Here is a 25,661-nt window from a genome sequence, read left to right as displayed (position 1 = left end):
GATGGCATGTTAAGCAATGTTAAAACCGAAACGCATGTGTCATTTATACAATGCCATGCATTTTATTCACCACAAATCTATCTGATGAGCACCACTAATAACAAAAGCAGCCTAGCTGCCGCCGTAGCCGACCAAAAACTGGAGTATGTGACTTCCTGCGCGCTGCCGACGCCTTGGGCAACCTTCCAGCTGCATGCCTTTATCGAACACGCCACCGGCAAAGAACACCTGGCCCTGACCCTGGGCGAAGTCAACGACGGCGCGCCGGTGCTGGCGCGCGTCCATTCCGAATGCCTGACCGGCGATGCCTTGTTCAGCCAGCGCTGCGATTGCGGCGCGCAATTGGAAGGGGCTTTGCAGAAGATCGCCGCGGAAGGGCGCGGCGCCATATTGTATTTGCGCCAGGAAGGGCGCGGCATCGGCCTGATCAACAAGCTGCGCGCCTACCATATCCAGGACGGCGGCGCGGACACGGTGGAAGCTAACCAGCAACTCGGATTCGCCGCCGACCTGCGCGATTACACCATTTGCGAAACCATGCTGGAGCACTTGGACATTACAGCCTTGCGGCTGATGACCAACAACCCGCGCAAGGTAGCAGCCCTGCAGAAAATCGGCATTACCGTGGTCGAGCGGATTCCCCTCATTCTCAACCGCAATCCGTTCAATACCCGCTACCTCGACACCAAGGCGGCGAAACTGGGCCACTTGCTGCCGATTGACGGCATGGAACACGACCTCGACGAAAACGAGCTGTAGTCAAACGATGGTTTGGCCGGAGCGACAGCTCCGGCCAAACCAGGCATCAATGCCTGGACGCCCCTACATGCTTGGCGTTCACTACTGCATCGGTGACATTGGCCGGCGCTTCGGCATAATGCTTGAACTCCATCGTATACGTGGCGCGCCCCTGGGTCAGCGAACGCAGGGTGGTGGAGTAGCCGAACATTTCCGCCAGCGGCACTTCCGCCCGCACAATCTTGCCGACGCCGCCCGGGATGTCGTCCATGCTCTGGATCATGCCGCGCCGTGACGACAGGTCGCCGATCACGTCGCCCATTTTTTCCTCGGGCGTCTCGACTTCCACCGCCATCATCGGTTCCAGCAAGGCCGGGCTGGCTTTGCGGCAGCCATCCTTGAACGCCATCGACGCCGCCATGCGGTAGGCGTTTTCGTTGGAATCGACATCGTGCGAAGAGCCGAAGAACAGCGTGACCTTGACGTCGACCACCGGATAGCCGGCCAGCACGCCGGTAGCCAGGGTTTCGCGTACGCCTTTCTCGACCGCCGGAATATATTCGCGCGGCACCGTGCCGCCCTTGATGGCGTCGACGAATTCAAATCCCTTGCCCGGCGCCTGCGGTTCGATTTTCAGCACCACATGGCCATACTGGCCGCGGCCGCCAGACTGCTTGATGAACTTGCCTTCGCTCGATTCGCACACCTTGCGTATGGTTTCGCGGAACGCCACCTGCGGCTTGCCGACGGTAGCTTCGACGCCGAATTCACGCCGCATGCGTTCCACCAGCACTTCCAGGTGCAGTTCGCCCATGCCGGAAATGATGGTCTGGCCCGATTCCTCGTCAGTCTTGACCCGGAATGACGGATCTTCCTCGGCCAGGCGGCTGAGCGCTATGCCCATCTTTTCCTGGTCGGCCTTGGTCTTCGGTTCTACCGCTTGCGAGATCACGGTGTCCGGGAACACCATTTTTTCCAGGGTGATGATGCTGCCCGGATCGCACAGGGTGTCGCCGGTGCTGGCTTCCTTGAGGCCGACCGCGGCGGCGATGTCGCCCGCATACACTTCGCTGATTTCGGTACGGTGGTTGGCGTGCATCTGCAGCACGCGGCCTATCCTTTCCTTCTTGCCCTTGTTCGGATTGAACACCACGTCGCCCGAGATCAGCACGCCGGAATAGACCCGGAAATAGCTCAGGTGGCCGACAAACGGATCGGTCATGATCTTGAAGGTGAGGGCGGAGAATTTTTCATCGTCGCTGGCGCGTCTTTCGACAACCAGGTCATCCTGGTCATGGCCTTTGACCGGCGGGATGTCGGTCGGCGCCGGCAGGAAATCGATCACTGCATCCAGCAATGCTTGTACGCCGCGGTTCTTGAAGGCGCTGCCACACAGCATCGGCACGATTTCGCCGGCGATGGTGCGCTGGCGTAGTGCGTCCTTGATTTCCTCTTCGCTGATGTCGGCGCCGTCCAGGTATTTTTTCATCATGGCGTCGCTGGCGTCGGCTGCCGCTTCTATCATGCGGCCGCGCCATTCCTCGGCGCTGGCTTGCAGCTCCGGCGGGATATCGATGTATTCGAACTTGACGCCCTGGGTAGCGTCGTCCCACATGATCGCCTTCATCTTGACCAGGTCGACCACGCCGTGGAAATTGTCTTCGGCGCCGACCGGGATCTGCACCAGCACCGGATTGCCCTTGAGGCGGTCGCGGATTTGCTGGTGGACGCGGAAGAAATCGGCGCCGACCCGGTCCATCTTGTTGACGAACGCCAGGCGCGGCACGCCATACTTGTTGGCCTGGCGCCAGACGGTCTCGGATTGCGGCTGCACGCCGCCGACGGCGTCATAGACCATGCAGGCGCCATCCAGCACCCGCATCGAACGTTCGACTTCGATCGTGAAGTCGACGTGGCCCGGGGTGTCGATGATATTGATCCGGTGCATCGGGTAATTGCCGGCCATGCCCTGCCAGAAACAGGTGGTGGCGGCCGAGGTGATCGTGATGCCGCGCTCCTGCTCCTGTTCCATCCAGTCCATGGTGGCGGTGCCGTCATGCACTTCGCCGATCTTGTGGCTGACGCCGGAATAAAACAGGATGCGCTCGGTGGTGGTGGTCTTGCCGGCGTCGATATGGGCGCTGATGCCGATATTGCGATAGCGCTCGATAGGGGTTTTGCGAGTCATGACGATTTCCTCTGGGAGAAATTATGATGATCAGAATTTTTTACAGCTACTGTGACGTGTGAGCTTACTCGTTTTTTCGATTGTCAGTTGCGCGCCGATGGAAGGCGCCGTCGCAAGACCCCGTCGTAAGACCCCGTTTTTCCCCTCCCGGTGGTATGCTTGGCGGCTTAACGGCAAGTGAATCCATCCACCTAAAACGCTTATTTCATCCCGCCCTCTATGAACTCCCGAACCTTTTCCCAGAATACTTCCGCACCGCGCATCGAGCAGCTGCGCGCCGCCATGCAGCGCCACAATGTCGACGCCTGCCTGATTCCATCGGCCGATCCGCATTTGTCCGAGTACTTGCCGGGGCGCTGGAAGGGAAGGGAATGGCTGTCGGGTTTCACCGGCTCGGTCGCCAACCTGATCATCACCGCCGACTTCGCCGGCCTGTGGGCCGACAGCCGCTACTGGTCGCAGGCGGAAGCGGAATTGGCGGGCACCGAAATCGTGCTGATGAAAACACCGTCGGGCAACAGCCTGCTGCACCTCGACTGGCTGTCCGCCAACCTGCCGGCCGGTAAAACGCTGGCAGTCGACGGCGCGGTGCTGGGACTGGCCACTGCACGTGCGCTGGAACAGGCCCTGGCCAAAGGCGGCAGCAGCCTGCGCACCGATCTCGACATACTGGGCGAGATCTGGAGCGAGCGGCCGGGCCTGCCGATGGCCGAGGTGTACCAGCACCAGGCATCGCATGCGCCGCTGTCGCGCGCGGCCAAGCTGGAACAGCTGCGCCAGGCCATGCAGCAGCACGGCGCGCAATGGCACTTCATTTCTACCTTGGACGATATCGCTTATCTGTTCAATCTGCGCGGCGCCGACGTCAATTACAACCCGGTATTCCTGGCGCACGCCCTGATCGGTCCAAAACGCGCCACGCTGTTCGTCGCCGACGGCAAAGTTCCGCCGGCCTTGCGCGAGCTGCTCAGCCAGGATGGCGTCGCACTGGCGCCTTATGCCGAAGCGGCTGAAGCGCTGGGGGCCTTGTCCGCCGATGCCACGCTGCTGCCGACCCTGTTGCTTGATCCGCGCCGCGTCACGCTGGGATTGCGGCAAGCGGTGCCGTCCGCCGTCAAGGTAGTGGAAACGATCAATCCGACAACCTTTGCCAAATCGCGCAAAAGCGCCGACGAAGTAGCGCATGTGCGCGTCGCCATGGAGCAGGACGGCGCCGCGCTGTGCGAATTCTTCGCCTGGCTGGAGCAAGCCTTGGGCACGGAGACCGTCACCGAACTGATGGTCGATACCCACATCACTGCCGCCCGCGCGCGCCGGTCGGGTTTTGTCAGCCCCAGCTTTGCCACCATCGCCGGCTTCAACGCCAACGGCGCCATGCCGCACTACAAGGCCAGCGCCGAATCGCACGCCACCATCAGCGGCGACGGTTTGCTGCTGATCGACTCCGGCGGCCAGTATGTGGGCGGCACCACCGACATCACCCGCATGGTGCCGATCGGCCAGCCGTCGGCGGCGCAAAAGCGCGACTGCACGCTGGTGCTGAAGGGCGTGATTGCGCTGTCGTCGGCGCAGTTTCCGCGCTCCATCAAATCACCGCTGCTGGATGCGATCGCACGGGCGCCGATCTGGGCCGCCGGCATCGACTATGGCCATGGCACCGGCCACGGCGTCGGTTATTTCCTGAATGTGCATGAAGGCCCGCAAGTCATTTCCGGCAGCGCCGCGCCCGATGCGCATACCGCGATGGAGCCAGGCATGATCACATCGATTGAGCCGGGCATTTACCGGCCCGGCAACTGGGGCGTGCGGATTGAAAACCTGGTGCTGAACCAGCCGGCGGCGGCCAGCGAATTTGGCGAATACCTGCGTTTCGAGACGCTGACCCTGTGTCCGATCGATACCCGCTGCCTCGACGCCAGCTTGCTGCGCAGCGACGAAATCGACTGGCTCAATGCTTATCACGCCGAAGTGAGGGCGCGCCTGTCGCCGCACGTGAGAGGCGACGCCAAGCAATGGCTGGAGAGCCGGACCCAGCCGTTGTAAGGTTCGCGGTCAGGTCATTAGTCAGTAGTGCGGCGGCCGTTCGTTGGCAACCTGGCCCGCATTGCTGTTGTCGGCAGCATCCTTGATCCGGCGCGCCAGCGCCGTGCATAGCGCTTCCAACTGGTCTATTTTCAGTTGCTGCCGATATACCAGCTTGTTCAGCTCGTCCAGCATGTCGTCCTGGCGGGCGAGCCTGATTTCGATATCGACCATGCGGTCTTCCTGGTTCATGTTGCGGTTTCCTTTTTTATGGCAGCGCAGATGGTAGCGCAATAATGCTGCCTGGCGTCGCTTGCCATGTTTACCCGAGCGAAACTGGCTGGGCGGATATCCGGACTGCATGGGGCCTGAATTCCGGATTTCCGCACAAAAATTGCCGGCGATCTGTTTTTCTTCAAAAATTTTTCCGGAAAATCAAACACTTAGCTTTTTCATTCTAGCTGGCACGAAGCCTGCGATACCTTGTATAAAAATACAAATCACAGGAGACATAAATGCCTAATGAGATAATCTTGCCTTGTTGCAATAGTTTCGCCATCTTCGGTCCAAGCTCGCCTTAACTCTATTCGCTAATCCCCTTTGCCTGTTGTGCCTTCCAGGTGGCATGATGTAGCTTGCACGCAAGCTGCATGTGTACTTGGATTGCACAAAAACATTAAAACCAGGAGACAACCATGTCCACGCTTCATCCGTCCGACCATGCCGCCGCTGCGGACACTCGCAAACGCATCTTCGCCATTGTCGGCGCCTCGTCCGGCAACCTGGTCGAGTGGTTTGATTTTTATATCTATTCGTTTTGCGCGATCTATTTTGCGCCGAAATTTTTCCCCAGCGGCAATGCCACCTCGCAGCTAGCCAATACCGCAGCGATCTTTGCGGTGGGTTTCCTGATGCGGCCTATCGGCGGCTGGCTGTTTGGCCGCATCGCCGACAAGCATGGCCGGCGCACCGCGATGATGATCTCGGTGCTGATGATGTGCGGCGGTTCGCTGATGATTGCCTGCCTGCCGACTTTCGAGACCATCGGCATCGCGGCGCCGCTGCTGCTGTTGCTGGCGCGCCTGTTCCAGGGCTTGTCGGTAGGCGGGGAATACGGCACCAGCGCCACCTACATGAGCGAAGTCGCGCTGGAAGGGCGGCGCGGTTTTTTTGCTTCGTTCCAGTATGTGACCTTGATCGGCGGCCAGCTGCTGGCAGTATTGGCGCTGGTGATCTTGCAGCAGGTCCTGACCACCGAGCAACTGCACGCCTGGGGCTGGCGCATTCCTTTCGTGCTGGGAGCCGCCGCCGCGCTGGTGGCTCTTTACCTGCGTAAATCGCTGAGCGAAACCTCGACCGCGGAAACCCGTAAAAACAAGGATGCCGGTACTTTGGCAGGCCTGATGAAACACAAGAGGGCATTCCTGACAGTGGTTGGTTTCACCGCCGGCGGTTCGTTGATTTTCTATACCTTTACCACCTACATGCAGAAATACCTGGTGAATACCGCCGGCATGCATGCCAAGACCGCCAGCACCGTGATGACCGGGGCGCTGTTTGTCTACATGCTGATGCAGCCGCTGTTCGGCGCCTTGTCCGACAAGATCGGCCGCCGCACTTCGATGCTCTGGTTCGGCGCGCTGGCTACCGTGGCTACCGTGCCGATCCTGCATGCGCTCAAAGATGTGACCAATCCTTATGCGGCGTTCGGCTTTGTCATCCTGGCGCTGGCGATCGTCAGTTTTTATACTTCGATCAGCGGCCTGATCAAGGCCGAAATGTTTCCGCCGGAAGTACGCGCATTGGGTGTCGGCTTGTCTTATGCGGTGGGCAATGCGATTTTCGGCGGTTCGGCCGAGCTGGTCGCCCTGGAGCTGAAAAAGGCTGGCAGCGAATCGACTTTCTACTGGTACGTATCGGGCATGTGCGCATTGGCTTTCATCGTGGCCTACAAGATGCGCGATCCGAGCAAGGAAGGTTATCTCAAAGACGTTCCGCTTGAACCGCATGCGCCCGCTGGCGCACCAGCAGGATCACGTTGAATACAGGCAGGCAGCAGTACCGCCTGCCGCCGGTTTTTTTATTCGGGCGGCTGCCATGACAAGTCTGCTAGTGATGTTGAGAGCGAGAAAGCCGCTTGTTTTAATCGTGCTGGCGTCTGTCTGCGCCGTCGGCGTAGTGCTGACGACTTATGTCGTGGCGTCCAGGAAAGCCAGCAGCGACATCGGCGAGGCCAGCGAACGGCAGCTGCAAATCATCGCGCTCGATCTGGAATCGGTGCTGCAGAAGTTCGAGACCTTGCCGTTTGCCCTCGGCTTCCAGACGGATGTGTCGCAAGCGCTGGCGCGACCGGACGACAAGCTCAACATCCAGCGCCTGAACCAGACGCTGCAGTTGATCCAACGCCAGTCCAAGGTGGTGGCGATCTTCATGCTGGACCGGAATGGCCTGACGCTGGCTTCCAGCAATTGGGATTCGGATACCAGTTTTATCGGCAGGGATTTTGGTTTCCGTCCTTACTTCAAGGAGGCGATCAAAGGCAATCCTGGACGCTTCTACGGCATAGGCAACACCACCAACGTGCCAGGTTACTTCATCGCCCAGCCTATTTACGCCAGCGCCGCCGCCCATGGCGAAAACGCAGTGCTGGGCGTGATGGCGGTCAAGATAGACCTGACCGAATTCGAGCATACCTGGCGCAGCAGCGAAGATCCGATTACGCTGGTCGACAGCAGCGGCGTGGTTTTTCTGAGCAACCGGCCGGAATGGAAGTATCACAGCCTGTATCCGCTGAACGGCGCGGTGCAGCAAGACCTTACCGGTACCCATCAATATGCCGACCGGACGATCAGCCCGGTCAGTTCTTTGCCGCAGCCGCAGAGTTCAGGGTTCGGCCAGCACGTCACGCGCGGTATCGGTCCGCTGGGCTGGCAGCTGATGCTGTTTCCGTCGCAGGCGCGCATCACCCGCATCGCCATCTTGTGGACCCTGGCGGCGGCGCTGCTGCTGGCGATAGCCGGGATTTTCCTGTGGGCCCTGTATCAGCGCCGGCGCCGCCTGGAAGAACGGCTGGTGTCGGCCGAATACCTGGACCGGACCATCGCCCAACGAACGCAGGAACTGATGGTGGCTAACCACACGCTGGAAGCGAAATACGCCAAGCTGCAAGAAACCGAACATCTGCTGCGTTCCACCCAGAACAAGCTGATCCAGGCCGGCAAGCTGGCCATGCTGGGACAAATGGCGGCCGGCATCGCCCATGAACTGAACCAGCCGCTGGCGGCGATCCGGGCGTTTGCCGACAACGCCATGACTTTCCTGGTGCGCGGGCAGGCCGACAAGGCCACGGAAAACCTCGGCCATATCAGCAACGCCAGCGGCCGCATGGGCAAGATCGTCGGGCAGCTCAACGGTTTTTCCAGGAAGAGCCATGAAGCGGTGGCCGCCATCGACTTGTCGAAATCGATAGAAGCAGCAGCCTTGTTGCTGCACAACGAATTCCAGACCCACGGAACCAGCCTGCAGATCGAGATCCGCCAGGCCGCCTGGGTAGTCGGCGACTCGGTGCGTACCGAGCAAGTGCTGATCAACCTGTTGCGCAACGCGCTGGACGCAGTGGATAATGCCGAGCAAAAAACCGTCTCCCTGGTACTGGAATGCGAGAGAGGCGAGGCAGTGATCCGGATCAGGGACTCCGGGCCCGGCATTCCGGCCCAGGTGGCTTTGCACCTGTTCGAGCCGTTCTTCACCACCAAGCCGTCCGGCAAGGGATTGGGCCTGGGCCTGGCCATTTCATCTTCCATCGTACAGGCGATGAACGGCCGCCTGACGGCGAATAACCATAACGATGGCGGCGCCGAATTCGTATTGCGCATTCCTTTGCTGGAAACCGTAGAGTCTTGATGGAGGTAGGGGTGGCAACGCTGGAAGCAGTATTGATCGAGGACGAACAGGCAGTGCGGGAAGCGATTGCCCAGACGCTGGAGTTGGGCGGGTTTACCGTCCATCCCTGCGATAGCGTGGAACAGGCGCAAGCCTGGCTGAGCCCTGGTTTTGCCGGCGTGATTGTCACCGACGTGCGATTGCCGGGCCGTTCCGGGCTGGAGCTGCTGACCCAGGTCGTGACGCTGGATCCCGACCTGCCAGTGATTGTGGTGACCGGCCACGGCGATGTCAGCATGGCGGTCGACGCCATGCGCGCCGGCGCCTACGACTTCATCGAAAAGCCGTTCGCCGCCGAAAGGCTGATGGAAACCGCCCACCGGGCGCAGGAAAAACGCAGCCTGATCCTGGAGAACCGGCGCCTCAAGGCGGCCTGGGTGGCGCATCCCGACATGCCCAGCCTGATCGGACAGTCGGCAGCGATCGAAAAGGTGCGCACCATGATCCGCAGCGTCGGGCCGACCATGGTCGATATCCTGGTCAACGGCCAGACCGGCAGCGGCAAGGAAGTGGTGGCGCGCCAGCTGCACGTCGCCAGCGGCCGCAAAGGACCGTTTGTCGCCATCAATTGCGGCGCGCTGCCGGAAGCCGTATTCGAAAGCGAAATTTTCGGCCATGAAGCGGGAGCTTTCACCAGCGCCCAGAAACGGCGCATCGGCAAGCTGGAATACGCCAAGGGCGGCACCGTGTTCCTCGATGAAATCGAAAGCATGCCGCTGGCCTTGCAGGTGAAACTGCTGCGCGTGCTGCAGGAGCGGAAACTGGAGCGGCTTGGCGGCAACGAGCCGATCGCCATCGATTGCCGCATCATCGCCGCCAGCAAGGCCAACCTGCTGCAGATGAGCGCGCAAGGCAGTTTTCGCGAAGACCTGTATTACCGCATAGGCGTGGTCAGCATCGACCTGCCGCGCCTCAATGAGCGGCGCGAGGATATTCCGCTGCTGCTGGCGCACTTCATCCAGGGCGCCGCGCTGCGTTACCAGCGGCCGCTGCCGCAATGGACGCTGGCGCAGATGGCCCAATGGCAAACCCGCGACTGGCCCGGCAACGTGCGCGAGCTGCGCAATTTTGCCGACCGGCTGGTGCTGGGAGTGGCGGAAGGGGTGGCCGATCTTGCGGCCCAGGACAGCGGCGCCGTCGCCAACGGCGTGCCGCTGCCGCAGCAGCTGGATACCTACGAGCGCATGCTGATCACCGAGATGCTCAATGCCAGCAGCGGCAACGTCGCCATCGCCGCGGACCGCCTGGGCCTGCCCAAAAAAACCTTGTACGACAAGATCAAGAAATACCAGCTGGCCGTGGGCAAGGCGCAAGAGCGCACCGAATAATATCGTTTCGACAAATTATTTTGTTGAATGTGGGAAATGTTACAAAACATTATTCTGCTGGACAAGCGCGTTTGAATCTTTATCATTGGCATCTTTTTTAACATGGATGTAACAATGAGCGTTTCACCGCTGCTATCAAGCTCATCCAAAGCACCAGACCGTAGTTCCAGTTTCCAATTCGGCTTTATCGACCTGCTCAAGGTCATTGCGGCACAACTGATTGTCTTGCACCATCTGGCGTTCTACGGGCCGATGGCTGACCATGTGCGTCCCGTGGCGCCGGTTCTGATCGACTGGCTGGATGCTTACGCCCGCATCGCGGTGCAGGTATTCCTGGTGGTCGGCGGCTTCCTGGCTGCCAAGTCCTTGTCGCCGCAGGGCGTTTCCACCGTTTCCGATCCGCTGCGTGTCTTGTGGCGGCGCTACATGAAGCTGGTGCCGCCGTTCCTGGTGGCGACCGTGCTGGCGATAGGCGCCTCTGCCTGGGCCGCGCTGTGGATGACACATTACTCCATTTCCGCCATGCCGACGGCCATGCAACTGGCCGCCCACGCCTTGTTGCTGCACTCCATATTAGGTTACGAATCGATCTCGGCCGGCGCCTGGTACGTCGCCATCGATTTCCAGCTGTATGCGTTGCTGACCATGCTGCTATGGCTGACCGGAGGCCTGGCCAGACGGCGCGCCATGCCATGGCTGGCGCCGTTGCTGGTGGTGGCCGGCGTCAGCGCCTCGCTGTTCTATTTCAACCGCGATGCCGCCTGGGACGCCTGGGCGCCGTATTTCTTCGGCAGCTATGGCCTGGGCGTGATTGCCTGGTGGGCGCGCGACCTGGGCCGGCGGCCAGCTGTGGTGGCGCTGCTGCTGGCGGCGATTTTGTTGCCGACCTTGTATGCATTGGCGATCGATTTCCGCAGCCGCATCGCCGTCGCCTTGCTGGTGGCCTGTGCGCTGGTGCTGGTGAGCCGGCGCGGCGTACTGCTGTCACGCCAGCGTTTTGCCTGGATACGGTCATTCGGCCGGATTTCCTACTCGATCTTCCTGGTGCATTTCCCGGTCTGCCTGGTCGTGAATGCGGCGTTCGCCAAGTTCGTGCCGGCGCGGCCGCTGCTGCAGGCGGGCGGCATGGTGCTGGCCTGGGCCGCCAGCCTTGCCGCCGGCGCGATTTTCTATCGCTGGGTGGAGATCCCGCTCAGCCGTCTTTCCGCACGTGCGCCGGAGCATGGTTCGTCATTGCGGGTTCCCGCCGCCGCCTGAAAATTACAGTACATCCTCGGTCTTCAGCGCAGCACCCGCAGGCTCGGCCTCTGCGCGTTGGCGGCGCTGGCGCCGGAAATGCAGGAAAGCCAGCACCAGCGCGGCCAGCTGCAGCACTGCGCAAAAGTAGAACGGCGCGCCAATCCGCCAGTCTCCCTTGGGCAGGTGCGACACTGCACCCAGCAACGGCGCACCGATAACCGGCGCGATCACCGCCATCAGGCTGTTGAGCGAGCTTACGGCGCCCAGGGTCTGGCCCTGGCTGTGCGAATCCACCGCGCCGGAAATGATGCTCTGGATCGAGGCGTTCACCGTGGCGCCGAATATATTGGCGAAAATCACCGCATACATCATCCACGACTGGCTGGCGGCGCCCCACAAGATATAGGCAGCGGTGGAGGAGACCAGCCCGATCACCGCCAGCCGCTGCGGGCTGAAGCGTTTCAGCAATGGCCCCAGCAAGACGCCTTGCACGATCACCGACATGATGCCGACCGCCGCCAGCGACTGGCCGTTCTCCAGCGGCCCCCAGCCGAACTTGAAGGTGGTGTACAGCACCCAGGTGGTAAACAACATGAATTGCGCCAGGCCGTTGCAGGCAATCACGGCAACTAGCGGTCCTACCGCTTTCAGGCGCGACAAGGCTTGCAGCGAGGCCAGCGGATTGGCGGCCCGCCAGCCGAAGCTGCGGCGCCGCTCCCGCGGCAGCGATTCCGGCAGCACGAAATAACCGTACATCAGGTTCAGCAAGGCCAGGCTGCCGGCGACGATGAACGGCAAGCGCAAATTGACCGCGCCCAGCAAACCGCCCATCACCGGGCCGACTATAAAACCCACGCCGAACATCGCACCTATCATGCCGAAGCGCTTGGCGCGTTGCTCCGGCGGGGTGATGTCGGCCACGTAGGCATTGCATACCGCCGCGTTGGACTGCATGGCGCCGCCGACCAGTCGCACCACGATCAGCATCCACAGCGCAGTCGAAAACGCGGTGGCAAAAAAATTCAGCGCCAGCCCGCAAAATCCCAGCAGCAGCACCGGCCGCCGGCCGTACTGGTCGGACAGGGCGCCGAGGATAGGCGAACCGAAAAAATTGGCGATGCCGAAAGCGAAAGCCACCGCGCCATACCAGAATGCCTGGTCGGCTTGCGAGCCGGTGAATTTGCCGACCAGCACCGGCAGCACCGGGATGATCAGGCCAATCGAGATCATGTCGATCAGGACGGTCAGCATGATGAAAGGCATGGCCGCGGTACGGGCTTGTCCGTGGGCAGGGAGTTTAAGGTTGGTCACGTTTTGCCGCTCCGATAGGTGGTTTGCTGTTTTTGCGCGGCCGGCGTCGGCTGTGTTGCAGGATTGCCGTATCGGCATTCGCCATCATATCTAAAATGCGGTCTTGCAGGCGTCATCATGTGCCATCTGGACGCATGTCGGCCCAAATCCGTTCGATTGAATAGCTTCTCTCGGCATTTGCCTCGAAAAACAGAGATATCGTGTCTGAATACCAGTAATTCACCCCACCGTGACTGAAGAAACATTCGAATCGCCGTTGCTCGAAATCAGTAGCAGTCTTCCATTTTAAGGTCCAGAATCAATTCGTCCTCGCTTCATTTGCCTGGATGTTCAGGGTGATTCGCTGGACATTTATTGACGATAAAAAGGAAGGCGTATGGCTAAAATAAAAAATTTATCCGGGAGTGAAATTTCCTGCCCGGCGTTACAGAATTATTCGGCAGCTGCAATCGTAGCGGGCAACAGCGGAAATTCCTGACTTCTCCAATCCCAGAGAGTAATGAAAATGATTTTGCCATGGATCCCCGTGGCAGGATGGCTGGCGGATATTGCGCCGGCAGGGAAAACAGTCGTATAAAAATAAAGAAAGAAACGGTATGTCTAATCTATTCTCAAGCCTGGGCTGGTTGCCCATGGCGCTTATCATTCTGGTTGCAGTGGCTATTGTGCTTGCGGTGTTTTTTTCGGTATCGGGCATCATCCGATACATTCCAAACGACCGGATCGGCGTGGTCGAGAAACTGTGGAGTTCCAGCGGATCGGTCAAAGCCGGTTTGCTGGCCTTGCATGGCGAGGCCGGCCTTCAGCCTGAGCTGAGGCGCGGCGGTTTTCATTTTTTTGCGCCGTTCCAGTTCCGGGTACATATCCATCCCATGGTTTCTGTCACGCAGGGCAAGATCGGCTATGTTTTTGCGCGCGACGGCATCGACCTGCCTGCCGGGCAGACGCTGGCTGATAACGCCAAGGTCCAGGATTTCCGCGACGTCCGCTCCTTCCTTGAAGGCGGCGGCCAGAAGGGACCGCAACGCAAGATCCTGCGTGAAGGCACGCACATCATCAATCCGGCCCTGTTTGTCGTCATGACGGAAGAGGCGACCTATTCGCTGTCGCTGGACGCCAAGGAAAAGGCTTACTACGAGCAGATGCGCGGCGTGCTGGACGAGCGCAACGGCTTTACCCCGGTAGTGCTCAAGGAAGTCGCCGGCACCCACGATTCGGACCAGCTGGCCATCGTGACGGTGCAGGACGGTCCAGGGCTGCCGAAAGACGAATTGCTGGCGCCGGATGTAGGCGACAGCCACAACTCGTTCCAGGAGCCGGAAAAATTCCTGGCTGCGAGCGGCTTGCGCGGCCGCCAGGAGCGGGTGCTGGTGGAGGGTACTTATTACATCAACCGCCTGTTTGCGACAGTCGAGTTGATCAAGAAGACCATCATTCCGGTCGGTTATGTGGGGGTGGTGGTTTCCTACACCGGCCGCAAAGGCTCCGATTTGTCCGGCAAGGAATATAGCCATGGCGAACTGGTCGAAAGCGGCTGCCGCGGCGTCTGGCGTGATCCGCTCATGCCAGGCAAGTATGCCTTCAATACCTACGCAGGCAAGATCGAACTGGTTCCGACCACCAACTTCGTCCTGATGTGGAAATCTGGCGAGAGCGGTTCCAACTTCGACAACAACCTGCGCGAAATCACCCTGATCACCAAGGATGCCTTCGAGCCGCAATTGCCGTTGTCGGTTGTGGTGCACATCGATTACCGCAAGGCGCCGATGGTGGTGCAGCGTTTCGGCAACGTGGCGCAGCTGGTGGAGCAAACGCTGGATCCGATGGTGTCTTCGTACTTCAAGAATGTCTCGCAGACCAAGACCTTCATTGAGCTGATCCAGTCGCGCAGCGAGCTGCAGACCAATGCTTCGGCCGATATGAAGGAGCGCTTCCAGGCTTATTCGCTGGAATTCCAGGAAGTGCTGATCGGCACGCCCAAACCGCAACCCGGCGATACCAAGATCGAAAACATCATGGCGCAGCTGCGCGACCGCCAGATTGCGCGGGAACAGGTAGAGACTTTTGCGCAAAAGCAGATTGCCGCCGACAAGGAGCGCGAGCTCAACGAGGCAGAACAGCGCGCCGCCAAGCAGAAGGAGCTGACCGGATCGCTGGTGGATATCTCGATCAAGGAAAACCAGGGTTCGGCCAATGTGAAAGCTGCGGAAAAGAAGCGCCAGGAGATCGAGGCGCTGGCGCACGCGGAAAAATTCAAGCAGGAAATGGAAGGCTCCGGCCGCGCCTCGGCGATCAAATCGGTGGGTGAGGCGGAAGCCTCGGCGATCAAGGCCAAGTCCGAAGCGTTGCAAGGAGAGGGCGCCGACAAGCAGCTGATGCAGACCGTGATGCTGCGCCTGGCTGAAGCGTTTGAAACGTCAAAAGTGCCTTTGGTGCCGCAGATCCAGATGGGCGGCGGCGGTGACACCAATGCGTTCAATACGTTGCTGTCGCTGATGGGATCGCTGAAGGCTGGCGAGCTGGCGCAGTCGCTGAAGCACAATGAGGCACAATGAGGCACCGCGCGCATGATTTCATGAGCGGTCGCGGTAATCGCCAGAGAAATTTAAAAATATAGTATTAAATCAAACGGATAAATTACATTATTAATGTAATTTATCCGATTTTTATTGAATCTCGATCTGGGTATCTGCCCTTGTAATTAATTAATGCATTGATTAATATTGGTGCATGACCAGAACATCGCCAGCGCGTGGCCGTCCTTTGGCGTCGGACCAGGATTCGCGCGAAAAACTGCTCGATACCGCCACCTTGCTGTTTTCATCGCAGGGAGTCGCGGCGACTACGGTGGCGGCGATTGCGCGCCAGGCTGGGGTAACTCCAGCCATGGTGCATTACTACTTCAAGAACCGCGACCAGCTGATCGAGGCCGTGGTCGATGAGCGGCTATGCCTGTTCGTCAACAGCATCTGGGATCCGGTCACCGGCAACGAGCCGCCGGAACAGATGATCATGGGCATCGTCGAGCGCATGATCGCGACGACTGAAATCATGCCGTGGATACCGGCCTTGTGGGTGCGCGAAGTCCTGAGCGACGGCGGCGAGCTGCGGGAGCGCATGGTGCAGCGGGTGCCGCTGGCCAAGCTGGCCGCGTTCGCCGGGAACGTCGGCCGCAGCCAGCAAGCCGGAACCATCAACCCGGGGCTGGAGCCTGCCCTGATCTTTATCTCGGTGCTGGGCCTGACCATGCTGCCGCTGGCGATGGCGCGCACCTTGAAGAACGGGCCGGTCTTGCCGCCGCCCTTGAATAAGGTAGCGCTGCTCGACAAGGATGGCCTGAAGCGGCATGTCACGGCGCTGCTGCTGCACGGGCTGGCGCTGCCGACTGTTCCGAGCCACGATCCGCTTACCGACGAATAGCAGAGGAAAATCCCATGTCGCCCAGCCTTGCCAAACGTTTCCTGCGGTCTTCGACTCTTGTGCTTGCGGCTTCGAGCTGCCTGGCGCTGACAGCATGCACGCCGAGCAACGACAACGACTGGCAGGGATATGTGGAAGGCGAGTATGTCTATATCGCTTCGTCGCAAGCCGGCCGCCTCGATCGCCTGTCGGTCTTGCGCGGGCAGCAGGTGGCGTCAGGCGCGCCGCTGTTCATGCTGGAGTCGGGCGATGAGATCGCCGCCCAGCGCCAGGCCCGGCGCCAGCTGAATGCAGCCGAGGCGCAGCTGGTCGATATCAAAAGCGGCAAGCGGCCGCAGGAGCAGGAAGTAACGCGCGCGCAACTGGCCCAGGCTCAAGCGACAGCTGCCAAGGCTGCGCTCCAGCTCAGCCGCGACCAGGCCCAGTTCCAGGCCGGCGGCATCGCCAAGCAGCAACTCGACGATTCGCGCGCGGCGGCGGAGACTGCCGCTGCGCAAGTCAGGCAATGGCAAAGCCAATTGGCGGTAGATCGCTTGCCGAACCGTGAGGCGCAGGTCCGGGCGCAGCAGGCCCAGGTCGAAGCGGCGCAAGCAGTGTTGGAGCAGGCCGACTGGAAACTGGCGCAAAAAAACGTCACGGCGACCCGCGGCGGGCTGGTGTTCGACACCATGTACCGCGAAGGCGAATGGGTCGCGGCCGGCAATCCGGTGCTGCGCATGCTGCCGCCCGAGAATGTGAAGATCCGCTTTTTCGTGCCGGAAACCGTGCTGGGGCGGCTCAAGGTGAACCAGGCCGTGACGCTCGGCTGCGACGGCTGCCAGGCGAACGTTGCGGCGCACATTTCCTATATCTCGACCGAATCCGAATATAACCCGCCCATCATCTACAGCAACCAGTCGCGCGCCAAGCTGGTCTACATGATAGAAGCGCGCCCGGCCCCGGCCGACGCCCCCAAGCTGCATCCTGGCCAGCCGCTGGAAGTGAGGCTGCCATGACGGCGGCGACCGGCAGCAGTGCGGACAAAACCGATAAAACCAATGGCGACCTGGTGGTCGATGTCGACCGCATCAACAAGCACTTCGGCAGCAAGCACGTGGTGAAGGATCTCTCGCTGCAGGTGCGGCGCGGCGAGATCTTCGGTTTCCTGGGACCGAACGGCAGCGGCAAGACCACCTCGATCCGCATGATGTGCGGCTTGCTGACTCCCGACTCGGGCCATGGCACTTGCATGGGTTTCGACATCATCAAGCAAAGCGGCGAGATCAAGCGCCGGGTCGGTTACATGACGCAGAAGTTTTCCTACTGGGACGATCTCAGCATTCGCGAGAACCTGGATTTCGTCGCCCGCATCTATGAAATGAAGAACCGCAAGGAAGTGGTCGACCAGAGCCTGGAAAAACTTGGGCTGACCAGCCGCGCCAAGCAATTGGCCGGCTCCTTGTCAGGCGGCTGGAAACAAAGGCTGGCGCTGGCTGCCAGCATGCTGCACCAGCCGGAACTGCTGTTGCTGGATGAGCCCACCGCCGGCGTCGATCCGGCCGCGCGCCGCGATTTCTGGGAAGAGCTGCACAGGCTGGCGGCCGAGGGCATCAGCGTCTTGGTCAGCACCCATTACATGGACGAAGCCGAGCGCTGCCACAAACTGGCGTACCTGGCTTACGGCCAGCTGCTGGTGCAAGGCACCGCCGCCGAAGTCGTCGCCGGGCAGGGTTTGACTACCTGGGCCATCTACAACAAGCGCGACAGCGATATCCACGACAACAAGCTGGTCGGCCTGTCCCAGCAGCTGCACAACCAGCCCGGGGTAGACCAGCTGGTGGTGTTCGGCACCTCCTTGCACGTGTGCGGCAAGGACGCCGCGCTACTGGAGAAAACCTTGCGCCAGATGACCGAGGGCCAAGGCTTGCGCATGGAGCAGATAGACACCAGCCTGGAAGACGTCTTCATCTACATGATGAACCGTTCGGCCGACAATTTCGGAGACCAGCCATGAGCGGGTTTTCGGGTTTCTCATTCTCGCGCTGGTGGAGCATCGTGCTCAAGGAGTTCCTGCAGCTGATGCGCGACCGTGTCACGGTACGCATGATCACGGTGATTCCGATCATGCAGATGCTGCTGTTCGGTTTCGCCATCAACAGCGATCCGAAACACATGCCGACTGCCGTCATCAGCGCCGACCACAGTGAATTCACACGCACCTTCATCGCCGCCATGAAAGCGTCCGATTATTTCGACATCGTCGCCGAACTGCCGAACGAGGCCGCCGGCCGTACCGCACTGGCGCAAGGAAAAGTGCTGTTCGTCCTGAACATTCCTGCCGATTTCACCCGCAGCCTGCTGCGCGGCGAACGGCCGGCGCTGCTGGTCGAGGCCGACGCCACCGATCCTACCGCCACCGGCATGGCTTTGGCAGCCTTGCCGCAACTGGTGCAATCGGTGGCCAACAAGGACCTGAAGGGCGCGCTGGCCAGGTTCAGCGGCGGCGCGCCGGCTTTCGATGTGCAGGTGCAGCGCCTGTATAACCCGGAAGGCGTGACCCAGTACAACGTCGTGCCGGGATTGATGGGGGTGATCCTGTCGATGACGATGGTGATGATGACCGGCTTGTCGATGACCCGCGAGCGAGAGCGCGGCACCATGGAAAACCTGCTGGCGACGCCGGTATCGCCGGTGGAAGTCATGACCGGCAAGATCATGCCCTATATCGCCATCGGCCTGATCCAGGCCAGCATCATCCTGCTCGGCGCACGCTTCATGTTCCATGTGCCGTTTGCCGGCAGCGTGCTGGCGATCTACCTGGCGGCGCTGCTGTTCATTGCAGCCAGCCTGACGGTCGGCATCACCTTGTCGTCGATTGCGCAAAACCAGCTGCAGGCGATGCAGCTGACCATGTTCTATTTCTTGCCGAACATCCTGCTGTCAGGTTTCATGTTTCCGTTTCAGGGCATGCCGAAATGGGCGCAGTTCATCGGCAACCTGCTGCCGCTGACTTATTTCAACCGCTTGATACGGGGCATCCTGCTCAAGGGCAACGGCTGGATTGACCTCTGGCCCAATGTCTGGCCGCTGATGTTGTTTACCCTGATCGTGATGGGTATTGCGCTGCGCTTTTACCGGCGTACTCTGGACTGAGGAATGCCGGGATGAAAACAATCATGAGTTATCCGCTGCGCCGATCCTTGTCATGCCTGGGCATGGCCGGATTGCTGGCTGCTTGTGCGGCTGGTCCGGATTTCCAGGCGCCGCCAGCGCCTGCCGTACCGCAGTACACGGCGGGTCTGCAACCGTTGGCGACTGTTTCCAGCACGGGAACCGGCGGCGGCGCCCAGCATTTCAATGCCGGCATGGACATCCCGGCGCAATGGTGGACCTTGTTCCATTCGCCGCAGCTGGACGCGCTGGTGCGCGAGGCACTGGCCAACAGCCCGTCAATAATGCAGGCAAAAGCTGCCTTGCGCCAGGCCAGCGAAAACCTGGGCGGCCAGGTCGGCGCTACCCGCTATCCCCAGGTCGACCTGCAACTGGGCGGAGTGCGCCAGCAGATCGATACCGCTGCGCTCGGCATTCCCAATGTGCCGCAGGCAGGGCCGTTTACGCTGTATAACGCCTCTCTCGATGTTTCCTACACGGTCGATGTTTTTGGCGCCAATACGCGTTTGCTGGAAGGCTTGCAGGCGCAGGTGGACAACCAGGCCGCCGAATTGCAGGCGGCGCGGCTGACGCTGGCCGGCAATGTGGTGACTGCGGCCATCCGCCATGCCTCGCTGCATGCGCAAATCGCCAGCACAGCACAGATGCTGCAACTGCAGCGTCAGCAGCTCGGCATCATGGAGCAGCGCCTGGCCGCCGGCGGCATCGCCGAACGTGATCTCAAGAACCAGCGCACGCTGGTGGCGCAGAGCGAAGCGGCGTTGCCGGCGCTGCTGCAGCAGCAAGCGCAAACCAGCCATCAGCTTGCAGTCTATTTGGGGAGGGCGCCGGCGCAGGCCGACATGCCACCGCTGGAGCTGGACAGCCTGACCTTGCCCGACAGGCTGCCGCTTAGCCTGCCTTCGACACTGGCGCGCCAGCGGCCCGATATCCGCGCGGCCGAAGCAACGCTGCACCAGGCCAGCGCCCAGGTCGGCGTGGCCAGCGCCAATCTTTATCCGCAGCTCACCTTGTCCGGCAGCGTCGGAACGGAGCAGGGCCGGATCGCCGACCTGGCCGACAGCCTCAACGTCTGGAACATCGGCCTCAAGCTGATGCAGCCGTTATTCCATGGCGGCGAATTGCGCGCCAAGAAACGTGCTGCCGTTGCCGCCTACGACGCCGCGGCGGCGAGTTATCAGCAGACCGTATTGCAGGCCTTGCAGCAGGTGGCGGACAGCTTGCGCGCATTGGAGAATGACGCCAAGGTTTTGCAGGCGAGGGCGCAAGCCGCGGAGAATGCCCAAGGCAGCCTGGCGATCACCTCGCGCCAGTACCAGGCGGGCGGCGTCAGCCATCTCAGTTTGCTGGATGCGCAACGCCAGGGGCTGCAAACCGAGCTGGACCGCACTGTCGCGCAAGCAGCGCGTTATGCCGACACCGCGGCATTGCTGCAAGCCTTGGGCGGCGGCTGGTGGAATACTGTGGCGTCCGATCAGCCCTGATCAGTAGTAGTTGACTTGCCGGTATTTTCCGTCCCGCATGCTGTAGCAAGAAGGGCGTAATTTCACGCCGTTCAGTATCACGCCGCCGAGCCAGGTGTTGGAGGGTGTGTGCGTGCAGGATACCTTGAGTCGGGGCTGGTAGAGACAGCAACGGATATTCTCGGTCCGGCAGCGTTGATGTGCTGGCAGGCCTTCGGCGGCTGTCGTTGGCTAAGCTAGCACGGCCGGCAACTCGTTTTTCAGAAAATCGACAAATGCCCTAACCGCCGGCGCCAGGCCGCGGCGCGACGGGAACAGCACCACCAGATACCCGGCCCTGGGACGCCAGTCCGGCAGCACCGGCAGCAAGCTGCCGGCAGCCAGTTCTGCGGCGCATGCATAACGTGGCAGGCTGGCGACGCCCATGCCGGCCAGCGCCGCCTGCTTCAATATGGACAAATTGTCGCTTTGCAGCCTGACTTTGCCGATCGGCGCCTGGTGCCTGGCCTCATCCGGTCCCAGCAGGCGCCAGCTGGCTTCGGTGTCGCTCAACGGCGCATAGTGCAAGACGTCGACGCCGGCGAGCGCCGCCAGGTCGGCAATCGGCCCATGCTGCGCCAGGTATGGCGGACTGGCCACAAGCATCCAGTGCACCGAGCAAAGGCTGCTCTGCACCAGGCTCGACGATTCCAGTTGGACGCCGGTGCCGCGCACCACTACATCGATGTTTTCTTCAATCAGGTCGATCTGGCGGTTGCTGGCCTGGACCATCAGGCGCACCTTGGGGAATTGCTGCATGAAGCGCGGCAGCAGGCGCGGCAAGGCGATGTCAGCAATGGCCATCGGCAAGCTGACGCGCACCGTGCCGACCGGTTCGCCAAGGCGCTTGCGCACCGCATCTTCGCCGGCATGGGCCTCGGCGATCATGGTGACGCAATGGCGGTACAGTTCCTGGCCGGCCTCGGTCAGGCTCATGCGGCGCGAAGTGCGTTGCAGCAGGCGCGCACCGAGGCGCGCTTCGAGTTGCGTGATGCGGCGCGAAATGCGCGATTTCGGGATCCCCAGCGCATCGCCGGCTGCGGTAAAGCCGCGCCGCTCCACTACCTGGGCAAACAGATAAAGGTCGTTCAGGTCGATTGCTAAAGGATTCATAGAGGTGAGCACTTTGCTGTTTATCGTTCCGCCAGTGAAACGATGGGTTGTTATTTTGCACCTTTTTTAATAATCGTTGCAAGCGCACCATTCATTGCGGGCAAAGAAAATAAATCGCCGCTCACCAAAACCGTTTCCATCCACAGGAGAATTACATGAAAAACAGCAAATTTATCCGGGCTGGCGCCATCGCCGCCTTGGCTTTCTCGCTATTTGCGGCCAATGTTGCCGCAGCCGCCCCGGTTGCCGCGGCTGGCACGCAGGTCCAGAGCAGCAACGCCTATCTGACGCCGCAATCGCGCAACGACACCGTGTTGCTGCTGGTCGATCACCAGGTCGGCCTGTTCACGGGCGTGCGCGACATGCCTGTCGCCGAGCTCAGGCACAACGTGGTGGCGCTGGCCAAGGCGGCGCAGGCATTGGGCGTGCCCGTGATCATGACGGCCACCATGCCGGATGGCATGTGGGGGCCGACCATCCCGGAACTGCGCGCAGCCTTGCCAGGCGTGCCGGTGATCAGCCGCAACGTGGTCAACGCCTGGCAGGATCCGCAGGTGCAAGCGGCGATCCGTAAAACCGGGCGCAAGCAAATCCTGATCGCCGGCGTGTCGCTGGAAGTCTGTGCAACCTTCCCGGCCTTGTCCGCCAAGGCCGCCGGCTACGATGCGCGCGTGGTGCTGGACGCCTCAGGCACATTCAATGACGCCAAGCGCACTGTCGGTCTGCAGCGGCTGGCCGGAGCCGGCGTGCCGGTGACCGACTATGCGACGGCGGCGGTGGAAATGCTGGGGGACAACACCGATCCGAAGGCGCAGGAGGTCTACGCAGCGCTGGACATGCCGTTCGCCAGCCTGGTCTGGCAGTTGCACAGTGCGTTCAGCAAGCAATAAGGCAGCCGTCCTTCATCGGGAGCAGGAGAATCCACATGAGAATGCAAATGAGCAAGAAAATATCCGTCTCGCCGGTGGTCGCCGGCCATGAGATGCGCATCGGCCAGGGCTTCAACGCCATCCATTTTGCGGAAAACGATTTCCAGGGGATGATCGATCCGGTCGTCATGCTGGACCACTTCCACATGACAGTGCCGACCTTCGAGCCGCATCCGCACGCGGGCATCTCGGCCGTGACCTATGTATTTGAAGATTCCGCCAGCCCTCACCACAACTACGATTCGCTCGGCAACCAGGGACCGATCCATGGCGGCGACCTGCACTGGTTCGTAGCCGGACGCGGCGCGGTGCATACCGAGCAGCCGGAAGGCGAGAATCCGCATGTGCATGCCTTGCAGATTTTCGTCAATCTGCCGGCTATCCAGAAAATGATAGCACCGCATGCGGTGCACGTGGATGCCGCCGACATGCCGGTGTTCCAGGCGCCGGGCGTGCGGGTCAGGGTGGTGGCAGGCGAATCGCAGGGCTTGCATTCGCCGGCGCAGTTGCCGCAGCCGTTCACGCTGCTGGATGGCTTTCTGGAAGCGGGCGGCACCTTTGAACATACCGTTCCGGTCGGCTGGAACGCGATGATCTATGCGGTGCAGGGCACGCTTGGCGTGAGCATGGACGCTTTTGCCTGCACCCAGCAGCTGACGGCGGGCCAGGCGCTGGGAACCAGCGAGGCGAACACTGTCAGACTGGCAGCAGCGGATCCTGCCCATTTCGTGATCCTGTCCGGCCCTGCGCTCGCGGAGCCGATGGTCAAGCACGGGCCGCTGGTAATGAATACCCTGGAGCAGATGAACGAACGGCTGCGGGCTTACCGGCGCGGCGAGTTCGGCCGGCTGGAGCTGCCTACCAGCCTGGCTGGCCATCTTTCCGCGGCAAAAGATGCGACTTGAAGCGCGCCGCCAGGAAGTCGACGAAGGCGCTGACCTTGGCCGACAGGTTGAGGCGCTCCGGATAGACCGCAAAGATGTCGGATGGGGGCAGTGCCCAGTCTTCCAATACCTGGCGCAAGCGTCCGGAACGCAGGTAAGGAGCGACATCCCATTCGGAGCGCATCAAGATGCCATGGCCGGCCAGCGCCCACGCCAGCACGGTTTCGCCATCGTTGCTGCTGAGGGCGCCGCGCACCTTGATCGTCTCCTGGCGCTTGCCGCGGCTTAAATGCCAGCTGCCGTAGGCGGCCTCGTTTTCCCGCAGCACGATGCAGGCGTGGGTCTGCAGATCGCGCGGCGAGGCCGGCGCCGGATGCTGCTTCAGATAAGCCGGCGCGGCGCACAGCAGGCGGCGGTTGGCGGCGATCTTGCGTGCAATGATGCGCGCATCCGGCAACTCGCCGATGCGGATGCCGATATCGAAAGCCTGGTCGGCCAGGCTCAATGGCCGTTCGGATAGCAGCAGCTGCACTTCCACATCAGGAAAGCGTTTGCTGAATTCCGATACGGCGGGGCCGATATGCTTGCGGCCGAAACCGAAACTGGCATTCACCCGCAGCAGTCCCTTGGGCAGCGCCCGGCTGCTGCCGATAGTGCGTTCCAGCGCTTCGATGTCGGCCAGGATGCGGGCGCCGTCCGCCAGGTAAATCTCGCCCTCGTGCGTCACGCTCATGGTCCTGGTAGTGCGGTTCAGCAGGCGTACGCCAAGGCGTTGCTCGAGATTGGCCAGCCGTTTGGTGACCGCCGGCGGGGTAACGCCGAGCTCGCGCGCCAGCGCCGCAAGGCTGCCGGTCTTCACCAGGGCGGCAAAAAATGCCAGGTCGGAGAGTGCATTCATTATTAACTTTAAAGAAATAATAGAATCAATATTAATGAATTATAAAACGAACAGCCGGTTATACAATCTCTTCATCAAAAGGAGGATGAGCGATGTTTCCAGGGTTCGAGCACGGCATGGCCGAGGTCAACGGCACACAGATCAAGTACATCCGCGGCGGCAGCGGCCCGGCCTTGCTGTTATTGCACGGTCATCCGCAAACCCACGTGATCTGGCACAAGGTGGCCGAACGCCTGGCCAGCCGCTTCACAGTGATTGCAGCCGACCTGCGCGGCTATGGCGACAGCGGCAAGCCGGCCGGCCTGGCAGATCACAGCAATTATTCCAAGCGCACCATGGGGCAGGACCTGATCGAGCTCATGGCGCAACTGGGTTTTCCGCAATTCCTGCTGATGGGACACGACCGCGGCGGCCGCGTGGCTTATCGCATGGCGCTCGATCATCCGCATGCCGTCAGCAAGCTGGTGCTGCTGGATATCGCACCGACGCTGGCGATGTATGAACAAACCACGATGGCCTTCGCCACAGCCTATTACCACTGGTTCTTCCTGATCCGGCCGGCGCCTTTTCCGGAAATGCTGATCGGCGCTCATTCCGAGGAGTACCTGAAGCATACGATAGGCGGCCGCAGCGCCGGCCTGGCGCCGTTCACGCCGCAGGCCTATGCCGAGTACCTGCGCTGCCTGAGCGATCCGGCGACGATCCACGGTATCTGCGAGGATTACCGCGCCAGCGCCGGCATTGACCTGGAACACGAGCGGCTGGACCTGGCCCAAGGCCACAAGATCGCATGCCCGACCAAGGTCCTGTGGGGCGCCGACGGCGTCATCGAAAAATGCTTCGATCCGCTAACTGAATGGGAGAAGCTGGCGACGAATCTGAGCGGCAAGGCGCTGGCCTGCGGCCATTACATTCCGGAAGAAGCGCCGGACCAGCTGCTGGCGGAAGTCCTGCCATTTTTTGCCGATGGTTTTACCGATTGATCGCCGGAGATCAT

At 61.0% G+C, this 25,661-nt stretch carries 20 protein-coding genes; 15 read left to right on the top strand and 5 right to left on the bottom strand.

Annotation, left to right across the window (positions count from 1 at the left end; genetic code table 11):
* The first annotated feature begins 84 nt into the window (after positions 1-84).
* Complete coding sequence (gene ribA, locus CFter6_RS13060; protein ID WP_061540295.1) at positions 85-759, top strand: GTP cyclohydrolase II; 675 nt, start codon at positions 85-87, stop codon at positions 757-759.
* 46 nt (positions 760-805) lie between these two features.
* On the opposite strand, the gene fusA is transcribed toward ribA, so the two are convergent.
* Positions 806-2,926 carry an elongation factor G gene (gene fusA, locus CFter6_RS13055; RefSeq protein ID WP_061540294.1) on the bottom strand — a complete coding sequence of 707 codons (2,121 nt, stop codon included), beginning with the start codon at positions 2,924-2,926 and terminating at the stop codon, positions 806-808.
* A 219-nt stretch (positions 2,927-3,145) separates the two neighbouring features.
* Here fusA and CFter6_RS13050 point away from each other — a divergent pair, with 219 nt between their 5' ends.
* Positions 3,146-4,969, top strand: coding sequence for an aminopeptidase P family protein (locus tag CFter6_RS13050; protein ID WP_061540293.1), 1,824 nt, complete (start codon positions 3,146-3,148; stop codon positions 4,967-4,969).
* Between the two features lie 21 nt (positions 4,970-4,990).
* Here the strand turns inward: CFter6_RS13050 and CFter6_RS13045 are convergent, their stop codons facing one another.
* A complete protein-coding gene (locus CFter6_RS13045) occupies positions 4,991-5,200 on the bottom strand; it encodes a SlyX family protein (RefSeq protein WP_061542361.1) in 210 nt (69 codons plus the stop codon).
* A 443-nt stretch (positions 5,201-5,643) separates the two neighbouring features.
* On the opposite strand from CFter6_RS13045, the gene CFter6_RS13040 reads away from it, so the two are divergent.
* The 4 genes from CFter6_RS13040 (at position 5,644) to CFter6_RS13025 (ending at position 11,475) form a co-directional block, all read left to right on the top strand.
* Positions 5,644-6,990 carry an MFS family transporter gene (locus CFter6_RS13040; RefSeq protein WP_061540292.1) on the top strand — a complete coding sequence of 449 codons (1,347 nt, stop codon included), beginning with the start codon at positions 5,644-5,646 and terminating at the stop codon, positions 6,988-6,990.
* A 76-nt stretch (positions 6,991-7,066) separates the two neighbouring features.
* Positions 7,067-8,851, top strand: coding sequence for a sensor histidine kinase (locus CFter6_RS13035; protein ID WP_061542360.1), 1,785 nt, complete (start codon positions 7,067-7,069; stop codon positions 8,849-8,851).
* Positions 8,851-10,218 carry a sigma-54-dependent transcriptional regulator gene (locus CFter6_RS13030; protein ID WP_061540291.1) on the top strand — a complete coding sequence of 456 codons (1,368 nt, stop codon included), beginning with the start codon at positions 8,851-8,853 and terminating at the stop codon, positions 10,216-10,218. The genes CFter6_RS13035 and CFter6_RS13030 overlap by 1 nt, the downstream gene beginning before the upstream one ends.
* A 114-nt stretch (positions 10,219-10,332) precedes the next feature.
* Positions 10,333-11,475, top strand: coding sequence for an acyltransferase family protein (locus CFter6_RS13025; protein WP_061540290.1), 1,143 nt, complete (start codon positions 10,333-10,335; stop codon positions 11,473-11,475).
* Between the two features lie 3 nt (positions 11,476-11,478).
* On the opposite strand, the gene CFter6_RS13020 is transcribed toward CFter6_RS13025, so the two are convergent.
* Positions 11,479-12,768 (bottom strand): TCR/Tet family MFS transporter, encoded by a 1,290-nt coding sequence (locus tag CFter6_RS13020; protein WP_150118743.1) that lies wholly within the window; start codon positions 12,766-12,768, stop codon positions 11,479-11,481.
* Between the two features lie 596 nt (positions 12,769-13,364).
* Here CFter6_RS13020 and CFter6_RS13015 point away from each other — a divergent pair.
* The 6 genes from CFter6_RS13015 (at position 13,365) to CFter6_RS12990 (ending at position 20,822) form a co-directional block, all read left to right on the top strand.
* Entirely contained in the window at positions 13,365-15,323 is a 1,959-nt protein-coding gene (locus tag CFter6_RS13015) for an SPFH domain-containing protein (RefSeq protein ID WP_061540289.1), read from the top strand.
* Positions 15,324-15,498: 175 nt separating this feature from the next.
* Positions 15,499-16,188 carry a TetR/AcrR family transcriptional regulator gene (locus CFter6_RS13010; protein WP_061540288.1) on the top strand — a complete coding sequence of 230 codons (690 nt, stop codon included), beginning with the start codon at positions 15,499-15,501 and terminating at the stop codon, positions 16,186-16,188.
* A 14-nt stretch (positions 16,189-16,202) separates the two neighbouring features.
* On the top strand, positions 16,203-17,183 hold the full coding sequence (locus CFter6_RS13005) for an HlyD family secretion protein (RefSeq protein WP_061540287.1): 981 nt from the start codon (positions 16,203-16,205) through the stop codon (positions 17,181-17,183).
* Positions 17,180-18,181, top strand: a complete 1,002-nt coding sequence (locus CFter6_RS13000; RefSeq protein ID WP_061540286.1) for an ABC transporter ATP-binding protein — start codon at positions 17,180-17,182, stop codon at positions 18,179-18,181. Before CFter6_RS13005 ends, CFter6_RS13000 begins: the two co-directional genes overlap by 4 nt.
* On the top strand, positions 18,178-19,320 hold the full coding sequence (locus tag CFter6_RS12995; RefSeq protein ID WP_061540285.1) for an ABC transporter permease: 1,143 nt from the start codon (positions 18,178-18,180) through the stop codon (positions 19,318-19,320). The genes CFter6_RS13000 and CFter6_RS12995 overlap by 4 nt, the downstream gene beginning before the upstream one ends.
* A gap of 11 nt (positions 19,321-19,331) precedes the next feature.
* Positions 19,332-20,822: an efflux transporter outer membrane subunit gene (locus tag CFter6_RS12990; RefSeq protein WP_061540284.1), complete on the top strand. Its 1,491-nt coding sequence runs from the start codon at positions 19,332-19,334 to the stop codon at positions 20,820-20,822.
* Between the two features lie 210 nt (positions 20,823-21,032).
* On the opposite strand, the gene CFter6_RS12985 is transcribed toward CFter6_RS12990, so the two are convergent.
* Entirely contained in the window at positions 21,033-21,953 is a 921-nt protein-coding gene (locus CFter6_RS12985; protein ID WP_061540283.1) for a LysR substrate-binding domain-containing protein, read from the bottom strand.
* A gap of 155 nt (positions 21,954-22,108) precedes the next feature.
* Between CFter6_RS12985 and CFter6_RS12980 the strand changes: the two genes are divergently transcribed.
* Together CFter6_RS12980 and CFter6_RS12975 are read left to right on the top strand one after the other, a co-directional pair.
* Positions 22,109-22,843, top strand: a complete 735-nt coding sequence (locus CFter6_RS12980) for an isochorismatase family protein (protein ID WP_061540282.1) — start codon at positions 22,109-22,111, stop codon at positions 22,841-22,843.
* A gap of 35 nt (positions 22,844-22,878) precedes the next feature.
* Positions 22,879-23,787: a pirin family protein gene (locus CFter6_RS12975; RefSeq protein WP_236904257.1), complete on the top strand. Its 909-nt coding sequence runs from the start codon at positions 22,879-22,881 to the stop codon at positions 23,785-23,787.
* Here CFter6_RS12975 and CFter6_RS12970 read toward each other — a convergent pair.
* Positions 23,741-24,664: a LysR family transcriptional regulator gene (locus CFter6_RS12970; protein ID WP_061540280.1), complete on the bottom strand. Its 924-nt coding sequence runs from the start codon at positions 24,662-24,664 to the stop codon at positions 23,741-23,743. The two genes, CFter6_RS12975 and CFter6_RS12970, sit on opposite strands and share 47 nt — an antisense overlap.
* Before the next feature lie 92 nt (positions 24,665-24,756).
* Here CFter6_RS12970 and CFter6_RS12965 point away from each other — a divergent pair, with 92 nt between their 5' ends.
* Positions 24,757-25,647 carry an alpha/beta fold hydrolase gene (locus tag CFter6_RS12965; RefSeq protein ID WP_061540279.1) on the top strand — a complete coding sequence of 297 codons (891 nt, stop codon included), beginning with the start codon at positions 24,757-24,759 and terminating at the stop codon, positions 25,645-25,647.
* The last annotated feature ends 14 nt before the right edge of the window (positions 25,648-25,661 follow it).

Origin of the sequence: Collimonas fungivorans, assembly GCF_001584145.1 — a bacterium.
Taxonomy (GTDB): domain Bacteria; phylum Pseudomonadota; class Gammaproteobacteria; order Burkholderiales; family Burkholderiaceae_D; genus Collimonas; species Collimonas fungivorans.
Note: the sequence above shows the minus strand (reverse complement) of the source record. Positions and strands in the feature narration are given on the sequence as shown.